The 8,181-nt window shown below is 68.4% G+C and carries 10 protein-coding genes; 8 read left to right on the plus strand and 2 right to left on the minus strand.

All coding sequences use genetic code 11. The features are described from left to right. On the plus strand, positions 1–480 hold a 480-nt coding region (locus tag ACLP9N_RS20430), incomplete at its 5' end, for a carboxyl transferase domain-containing protein (protein WP_442409123.1). Positions 481–496: 16 nt separating this feature from the next. Here the strand turns inward: ACLP9N_RS20430 and ACLP9N_RS20435 are convergent. After that, complete coding sequence (locus tag ACLP9N_RS20435; protein ID WP_442409124.1) at positions 497–826, minus strand: PE-PGRS family protein; 330 nt, start codon at positions 824–826, stop codon at positions 497–499. A 102-nt stretch (positions 827–928) separates the two neighbouring features. On the opposite strand from ACLP9N_RS20435, the gene ACLP9N_RS20440 reads away from it, so the two are divergent. From ACLP9N_RS20440 to ACLP9N_RS20455, 4 genes are read left to right on the plus strand one after another with little or no spacing between them, the layout of a single operon-like run. Beyond that, positions 929–1,711: an SDR family oxidoreductase gene (locus ACLP9N_RS20440; protein ID WP_442409125.1), complete on the plus strand. Its 783-nt coding sequence runs from the start codon at positions 929–931 to the stop codon at positions 1,709–1,711. Beyond that, positions 1,708–2,904 carry an acyl-CoA dehydrogenase family protein gene (locus ACLP9N_RS20445; protein ID WP_442409126.1) on the plus strand — a complete coding sequence of 399 codons (1,197 nt, stop codon included), beginning with the start codon at positions 1,708–1,710 and terminating at the stop codon, positions 2,902–2,904. The genes ACLP9N_RS20440 and ACLP9N_RS20445 overlap by 4 nt, the downstream gene beginning before the upstream one ends. Then, entirely contained in the window at positions 2,901–4,025 is a 1,125-nt protein-coding gene (locus tag ACLP9N_RS20450; RefSeq protein ID WP_442409127.1) for an acyl-CoA dehydrogenase family protein, read from the plus strand. Before ACLP9N_RS20445 ends, ACLP9N_RS20450 begins: the two co-directional genes overlap by 4 nt. A gap of 15 nt (positions 4,026–4,040) precedes the next feature. After that, entirely contained in the window at positions 4,041–5,264 is a 1,224-nt protein-coding gene (locus ACLP9N_RS20455; protein WP_442409128.1) for a glycosyltransferase, read from the plus strand. Here the strand turns inward: ACLP9N_RS20455 and ACLP9N_RS20460 are convergent. Continuing rightward, positions 5,261–6,013, minus strand: coding sequence for an alpha/beta fold hydrolase (locus ACLP9N_RS20460; RefSeq protein WP_442409129.1), 753 nt, complete (start codon positions 6,011–6,013; stop codon positions 5,261–5,263). The two genes, ACLP9N_RS20455 and ACLP9N_RS20460, sit on opposite strands and share 4 nt — an antisense overlap. A 210-nt stretch (positions 6,014–6,223) precedes the next feature. Between ACLP9N_RS20460 and ACLP9N_RS20465 the strand changes: the two genes are divergently transcribed. The 3 genes from ACLP9N_RS20465 to ACLP9N_RS20475 all read left to right on the plus strand — a co-directional run. Beyond that, positions 6,224–7,024 carry a thymidylate synthase gene (locus ACLP9N_RS20465; RefSeq protein WP_442409130.1) on the plus strand — a complete coding sequence of 267 codons (801 nt, stop codon included), beginning with the start codon at positions 6,224–6,226 and terminating at the stop codon, positions 7,022–7,024. Beyond that, positions 7,021–7,503, plus strand: coding sequence for a dihydrofolate reductase (locus ACLP9N_RS20470; protein ID WP_442409131.1), 483 nt, complete (start codon positions 7,021–7,023; stop codon positions 7,501–7,503). The genes ACLP9N_RS20465 and ACLP9N_RS20470 overlap by 4 nt, the downstream gene beginning before the upstream one ends. Positions 7,504–7,610: 107 nt before the next feature. After that, on the plus strand, positions 7,611–8,181 hold a 571-nt coding region (locus tag ACLP9N_RS20475; protein WP_442409132.1), incomplete at its 3' end, for a cell division protein DivIVA.

Below are 8,181 nucleotides of genomic sequence, written 5' to 3' on the forward strand. Positions count from 1 at the left end.
GCCGGCGACTTCCTCGGCCTGTGCGAGTCGTTTCGGTTGGCGGTGATCTCGTTGTGCGACACCCCGGGGTTCATGGTGGGGCCGGACGCGGAAAAAGAGGCCGCCGTGCGCCGATTCGGCCGGATGATCGTGCTCGGCGCGCGGCTGACGGTGCCGCTGGGACTGATCATCCTGCGCAAGGCTGATGGGCTGGGCGCGATGGCGATGGCCGGCGGCTCGTTCCACGCGCCGCAGTTCACCGTCGCCTGGCCCACCGGGGAGATCGGCGGTATGGGCCTGGAAGGTGCTGTCCGCCTTGGGTTCAGCAAGGAATTAGCCGCGGCGGCCGATCCGCTCGAACGCCAAAATCTGTTCGATCGTCTCGTCGAGGCGGCCTATCAGCACGGCAAGGCGCTGCGGTCGGCCACCACATTCGAACTCGACGACGTGATCGACCCCGCAGCATCCCGGGCCTGGATCACCAGGCTGCCGGGACGCTGAGGGTCAATGAACTGTTTTATGCGTGACCGGAGCCGCAGCCGACGCCCGGCAGACAACCGGTGCCACCGGGCACGCCGCCCGGACCCGCGTTCTGCCCGCCCGAGCCGCAACCGACGCCCGGGACACAACCCTGGCCGCCCGGACCGCCGCCCGGACCCTGGTTCTGGCCACCGGACCCACAGTTGCCGTTGGCGTCACAGCCACCGCCGCTCGGGTCATCCTTGATGATCACGTGCGTCGGAGCTGGGCCGGTCATCGCAGGTCCAGCCGCAAAAGTGCCAGCGGCTGCCGCAGGCGCAGCGGTAATCGCCGCGGCTATCGCCCCGGCGACAAACAATGGTTTCATGGGGTTCAATTTCGCTAACATTCCAGTCGCATACCACACTGACGCGCGCGTAAAACATTCCATGACAGATCGGTCGCAACCGGTTGAGCAAAGGCATATGACATGACTGCACAGGATCTGACCGGGCGCACCGCAATCATCACCGGCGCCTCGCGGGGAATCGGCCTGGCGATCGCCCAACAATTGGCTGCCAACGGCGCCAATGTGGTGCTCACCGCCCGCAAGCAGGAGGCCGCCGACGCGGCCGCGGCTCAGGTCGGCGACCGGGCCCTGGGCGTCGGCGCGCACGCCGTCGACGAGGACGCCGCGCGGGCTTGCGTGGACCTCACGCTCGATCGCTTCGGCAGCGTGGACGTCCTGATCAACAACGCGGGAACCAACCCGGCGTACGGTCCGCTGATCGAGCAGGACCACGCCCGCTTCACCAAGATCTTCGAGGTCAACCTGTGGGCCCCGTTGCTGTGGACCTCACTCGCCGTCAAGGCGTGGATGGGGGAGCACGGTGGGACCGTGGTCAACACCGCCTCCATCGGCGGCATGCACCAGTCGCCGGCCATGGGTCTGTACAACGCCACCAAGGCCGCCCTGATCCACGTCACCAAGCAACTGGCGCTGGAACTTTCACCGGGCATCCGGGTCAACGCGATCTGCCCGGGCGTGGTTCGCACCAGGCTGGCCGAGGCGCTGTGGAAGGACCACGAGGATCCGCTGGCGTCGACCATCGCGCTCGGCCGCATCGGTGAGCCGGTCGATGTGGCGGGCGCGGTCGCCTTCCTGGTGTCGGATGCGGCGAGCTGGATCACCGGCGAGACGATGGTCATCGACGGCGGTCTGCTGCTCGGACCCGCGCAGGGGTACCAGATGCGACCGGGAGGCAGCCAATGAGCAGCGTCCATGACGACTTGAGCAACTTAGACGCGCGGGTGCAGGCGCTGTTAGACGAGCACGATCCGGCGACCACCGAACCGCGGGACTTCCTCGGCGCGCAGTACGACGCGGGCCTGGCCTGGGTGCACCTACCGCTCGGATTCGGGGGGCTGGACCTGCCGCGGACCGCTCAGGATCGGGTGAACGCCAAGCTGGCCGCCGCGGGCGCCCCGATAGGCGGCACCCCCAAGAACTACATCGGTATGGGCATGGCAGCGCCGACGATCGCGGCGTTCGGAACCGATGAGCAGAAGCGAAAGTTTCTGCGCCCGTTGTTCACTGGCGAGCAGATCTACTGTCAATTATTCAGCGAGCCCGGCGCCGGGTCGGATCTGGCCGCCGCGGCCACGCGAGCGGTCCGCGACGGTGACGACTGGATCGTCAACGGGCAGAAGGTGTGGACGTCGCAAGCGCAGCACGCGCACATGGCCATCCTCGTCGCACGCACGGACCCCACGGTGCCCAAACACTTTGGCCTGACGTACTTCCTGTGCGACATGACCCAACCCGGTGTCGAGGTCCGGCCGCTGCGCCAGATCACCGGCGAGGCGGAGTTCAACGAAGTCTTTCTTACCGATGTGCGGGTGCCGGATGCCAATCGGCTCGGCCCCGAGGGCGGCGGCTGGCGGGTTGCGACCACCACGCTGAACAACGAGCGCGTCGCGATCGGGGCAGGCTCCCGCGCCCCGCGCGAAGGCGGCCATATCGGCAAGGTCACCGCGGCGTGGCGAAACGAGCCAGCACTGCGTAACCCCGCAATGCACGACGAGCTGATGCGGCTATGGGTCGAGGCGGAGGTACTTCGGCTGGCCGGGGAGCGGCTGCGGCAGCAGGCGGTCGCGGGTCAGCCCGGACCGGAGGGCGCCGGCATGAAGGTGGCTTTCGCGCGCCTGGCGCAGGCGATCTCGGGATTTGAGATCGAGCTGCACGGCGAGGCGGGGCTGCGCTACGACGACTGGACCATGCGCAGGCCGGAAGTGGTGGACCTGACCGGTCGCGAGGCCGGGTATCGCTACCTGCGGGCGCGGGGGAACTCGATCGAGGGTGGTACCTCGGAGATCTTGCGCAACACCATCGCCGAGCGGGTCCTCGGCCTGCCCGGCGAGCACCGCGTCGACAAGGACGTGGCCTGGAAGGACTTGAACCGATGAGTACTTCAAGCTCTGGGGACCTGCTGTATTCGGACACCGAGAACGCGCTGCGTGACAGCGTTCGCCGGCTGTTCGCCGACCGCTGCCCGCCCGAATTGGTGGCCCGGGCCTATGAAACGGAAGCGACGGAATCGCCAGTACCGCAGGAGTTTTCAGATATCTGGCGCACGCTGGCCGCCGAGCTGGGGGTGGCCGGGCTGCTGGTGCCCGAGTCGCTCGGCGGCGCCGGCGCCAGCGCGCGCGAGGCCGCGGTCGTTATGGAGGAGATCGGCCGGGCCGTCGCCCCAGTGCCGTTTTTGTCCAGCGCGGTGCTCGCCACGGTGGCGCTGTTATGCGCCGGTGAGACCGAGACCCTGTCGGCACTGGCCAAGGGTGCAGTCACGGCGGCGCTGGTGACACCGCTGTCCGCCGCGCCGGGCGATCCGGTGTCGGGCGTGAGCAGCGGGGCCGACGGCCTGACCGGAATGGTCGGCAGCGTCGCGGGTGCGGCCGAAGCCGACGTGCTGGTGGTTCCGGTCGCCGGAGCGGACGGACTCGAGCTGCACACCGTTTCGGCGACTGCGCCCGGTGTCGAGATCTCACCGGTGCTGGCGCTGGACATGACGAGGCCCCTTGCGGATGTCCGGTTTTCGGGTGCCGCGTCGTCACGGGCCGGCTCTGGACAGGCCGCACTGCCGGCGGCGCTTCAAACCGGCGCGGCGCTGCTGGCGTCCGAGCAACTCGGGGTGGCGCAGTGGTGCTTCGACACCACGCTCGCCTACGCCAAGGAGCGCAAGCAGTTTGGCCGCACGATCGGCTCCTACCAGGCGATCAAACACCGGCTGGCCGACCTGTGGTTCGACGTCGGCGCCGCGACCGCGGCGGCGCGCTACGCCGCCGACACGTGCGCACGCAGCGACGACGACGCGGCCGCTGCGGCGGCGATCGGGCAGGCGTACTGCAGCGGCATCGCCGTGCACGCCGCCGAGGAGTGCATACAGCTGCACGGCGGCATCGGGATGACGTGGGAGTATCCGGCGCACCTGTACCTCAAGCGGGCCAAGAGTGACCAGTTGGCCTTCGGCAGCGCCTACCGTCACCGGGCCCGACTGGCCGAGCTGGTGGGCCTGCCGATCGCATGATCTGGGAGCTGTGACATGCGCGTGGTGCTGTCGACCTACGATTCGCGCGGGGGCGTAGAACCGCTGGCGGGACTCGCGGTGCAGTTGCAGGCCCTGGGCGTTCAGGTGCGGGTGTGCGCGCCGCCGGATGAGGACTTCGCAGACCGGCTGGCCGGTTTGGGCGTGCCGCTGGTGCCGTTCGGGGAATCGGTGCGCGCGATGGTGACCCGGGAGACGCCGCCATCGGAGGAGGAGCTGCGCCGGCACCTGGACGACCTGATCGCCGCGCAGTTCCACACGGTCGCCGCCGCGGCCGAGGGATGCGATGCGCTGGTGGCGACCAACCTGCTGCCGATCGCGGCCGGCGCGCGGTCGGTGGCCGAGAAACTGGGCATCCACTACGTCTACGCGAGCTACCAACCCTCCCACTTGCCTTCGCCCCACCACCCGCCACCGTCGTATTCGGGCTGGCCGTTCTTGATGGGCCTGATCGACAACCGGGAACTGTGGGACCAGGATGCCCAGAACGCGAACGTGCATTTCGGCGAGACGCTCAACGGCCACCGCGCGTCGATCGGCCTGCCGCCGGTGGACGACGTCCGCACCCACGCCTTCACCGAGCACCCGTGGCTGGCGGCCGACCCCACCCTGGCCCCGTGGCAGGAGCCGGCGGACCTCGACGTGGTTCAGACCGGCGCGTGGCTCCTGCCCGACGATCGCCCGCTCCCGGCCGAGCTGCTGGACTTCCTGGACGCGGGCACACCGCCGGTGTATGTCGGGTTCGGCAGCATGTCGCTGCGCGCCGGGAAGGACATCGTCGGGATGGCCATCAAGGCGATCCGCGCGCAGGGTCGCCGCGTGCTGCTCGCGCAGGGCTGGGCCGACCTCGCCCCGATGGACGACCGGGACGACTGCTTTGCTATCGGCGAGATCAACCAGCAGGCGCTGTTCGGCCGGGTTGCCGCCGTCGTGCACCACGGCGGCGCGGGCACGACGACGACGGCCGCGGGAGCCGGCGCACCTCAGGTGGTGGTACCCCAAGGGGCCGACCAGGTGTACTGGGCGGGCCGGGTTGTCGGGATGGGCATCGGCACCGCATACGACGGCCGGTCCGCGAATTTCGAAGCGTTGTCAGCCGCGCTCGAGGCGACCCTGGCCCTCGGGACCCGCACACGGGCGAGCGCGGTGGTGGGCAAGATCCGCACCGACGGGGCGGCGGTGGCCGCCACGCTGCTGATGGACGCGATCTCGCGGGACTAACGCAGCGCCGCGCCGAAGGTCTCCGTCATCGCCGCCCAGTGCCGCTCGGCTGCGGCCTCGTCGTAGGGCTCGTTGTCGGGGACCGCGAAGCCGTGGGCTGCCTGATACCACTCGATGGTGTGTTGCACGCCGGCCGCGGTGAGCGCCTTGTCGAGCTGCTCGGCGTGGTCGGCCGTGAACGACGCGTCGTTCTCGGCGCCGCCCACGTACACACTGGCGGTCATCCGGTCGGCCAGCAGGTGCGGGCTGTCCGGCGTGTCGGTCACCAACCCGCCGCCGTGGAAGGACGCCGCGGCGGCGACGCGGTCCGGAAGACGGCCGGCCAGCATGACCGAGATTCGCCCGCCCATGCAGTAGCCGCAGACGCCGAAGCGTTCCCCCGACACCTCGGGGCGAGCGGCCAGGTAGTCGAAGAACGCGGTGGCGTCGCCGGTGATCTTGTCCGGGGTCAGGCTGCCGATCATCGAGAAGAGCCGGTTGCGCTCTTTTTCGTCGCCGAACACGCTGATCATGTCGAACGGGGCCCAGTCGCCGTTGCGGTAGTACACGTCGGGAAGTAGTACCGCATAGCCATATCCGGCCAGCTTGGCCGCCATCTGGTAGAACGTTTCGCGCGCGCCGCCGGCGTCGGGGAACATGACTATGCCTGGCCAGGGGCCCCGGCCCTGGCCCTCGGACCCTTCCGGGGTGAACAGGCGCAAGGTGCAGGTGCCATCGGCAGTTTTGACGGTGTCGGTAATGTTCGGCATGGCCTCCGTTCTACTCCCCACGCATCGACGCAAATTCATCGGCGGCGACCCGCCGCGCGCGGCTTCGCCGCGGTTGCGATCGCCGCTGCATTTTCTGGCGGCGACCCGCCGCGCGCGGCTTCGCCGCGGTTGCGATCGCCGCTGCATTTTCTGGCGGCGACCCGCCGCGCGCGGCTTCGCCGCGCTTGCGATCGCCGCTAAGCTGACCGCGTGCCCATCGCCACCCCCTACGAGGACCTGCTGCGCGTGGTGCTCGCGACGGGCAGCGCCAAAGCCGACCGCACCGGCACGGGTACGCGCAGCCTGTTCGGCCAGCAGTTGCGATATGACCTTTCGGCCGGCTTTCCGCTGCTGACCACCAAGAAGGTGCATTTCAAATCCGTGGTCTACGAGTTGCTGTGGTTCTTGCGCGGCGACTCCAACGTCGCTTGGCTGAACGAGCACGGGGTCACCATCTGGGACGAATGGGCCAGCAGCACAGGGGATCTCGGGCCGATTTACGGGGTGCAGTGGCGATCCTGGCCGACACCCTCGGGGGAGCACATCGACCAGATCAGCGCCGCGCTGGATCTGCTGCGCACTGACCCGAATTCGCGGCGCATCATCGTGTCGGCCTGGAACGTCGGTGAAATCCCGCAGATGGCTTTGGCCCCGTGTCACGCGATGTTCCAGTTCTACGTTGCCGACGGCCGGCTGAGCTGTCAGCTCTACCAACGCAGCGCCGACCTGTTTTTGGGTGTGCCGTTCAACATCGCCAGCTACGCGCTGCTCACGCACATGATGGCCGCGCAGTCGGGCTTGGACGTCGGTGAGTTCGTCTGGACCGGTGGCGACTGCCACATCTACGACAACCACGTCGAGCAGGTCCGTGAGCAATTGCGCCGCGAGCCGCGGCAGTATCCGAAACTGGTTCTGGCTGAGAAAGATTCGATCTTCGACTACACCTACCACGACATCTTCGTCGAGAACTACGATCCCCACCCTGCGATCAAAGCGCCCGTCGCTGTATGACGGTGGGCCTGGTGTGGGCTCAGTCGACGTCCGGCGTGATCGGCCGCGGCGGTGATATTCCCTGGCGGGTGCCGGAGGACCTGGCCCACTTCAAACAGGTGACCATGGGCCACACCGTCGTAATGGGCCGGCGCACCTGGGATTCGTTGCCGGCTTCGGTGCGGCCGCTGCCGGGACGCAGAAACATCGTGCTGTCTCGCCAGGCTGGGTTCATGGCCGATGGAGCCGAGGTGGTGGGGTCACTCGATAAAGCCCTGAGCGAACCCGAGACGTGGGTGATCGGCGGCGGGCAGATCTACACGCTGGCGCTGCCGTACGCCACCCGGTGTGAGGTCACCGAGGTGGACATCGACCTGTCCCGCGACGACGACGACGCGCTCGCCCCGGTGCTCGACGAGGCGTGGCTGGGGGAGACGGGCGAGTGGTTGACCAGCCGACGTGGGCTGCGGTACCGGTTCCACAGCTACTCTCGGCCGTGACCGCGTGTGCGCTCGTTGCTGTGCCGACGGCGCGGCCTGACATACTCGAACTCGGGGGTCGGGGTCACGGATCTACCAAGCGTTCCCAGGGAGGGGGAAATTTGGCAGTGGTAAGCGAACCCGCAAAGACGTTCTCTCGCAGGTTCACGGGCTACGACCCGTCCGCGGCTGATGCCCACATCGAGATGTTGACCACCAAGCAGCAATTGCTGCTCGACGACGTCGAGAGCCTGAGGGCCCGGCTGAGGGAATCCGGCGAGGAAACCGCCGCGCTGCGCAAGGAGGTCGGCTTCCTCACGGACACCTCACCCGCGCCGCACGCGGTGCAACAGCGGATGGCAAAGATGCTGCGCCGCGCGGTCGACGAGGTTTCCGAGATGCAGGCCGAGGCGCGGGCCGAGGCAGATGCGCTGATCGCGGCGGCCGAGGCCGAGGTCCAGGCCGAGCAGCGCAAGCACGAAGAACTGCTGGCAGATCTGGTCGCGCAGCGAGAAGCCCTCGAGACCGACTACGCGGAAACGAAGGAAAGGCTCGAGGCCGAACTGACCAGGCTGCGCGCCGACGCCCAGCAAGAGCGTGAGCAGCTCCTCGCCGACGTGAAGCAACAAGCTGATCGTTATCGTGAGCAGGCCCGGCGCGCGGTGGACGAGGCGACCCAGCGACGCATCCAGGTCTTAG

It is taken from the genome of Mycobacterium sp. (assembly GCF_052144515.1).
Classification (GTDB): Bacteria; Actinomycetota; Actinomycetes; order Mycobacteriales; family Mycobacteriaceae; genus Mycobacterium.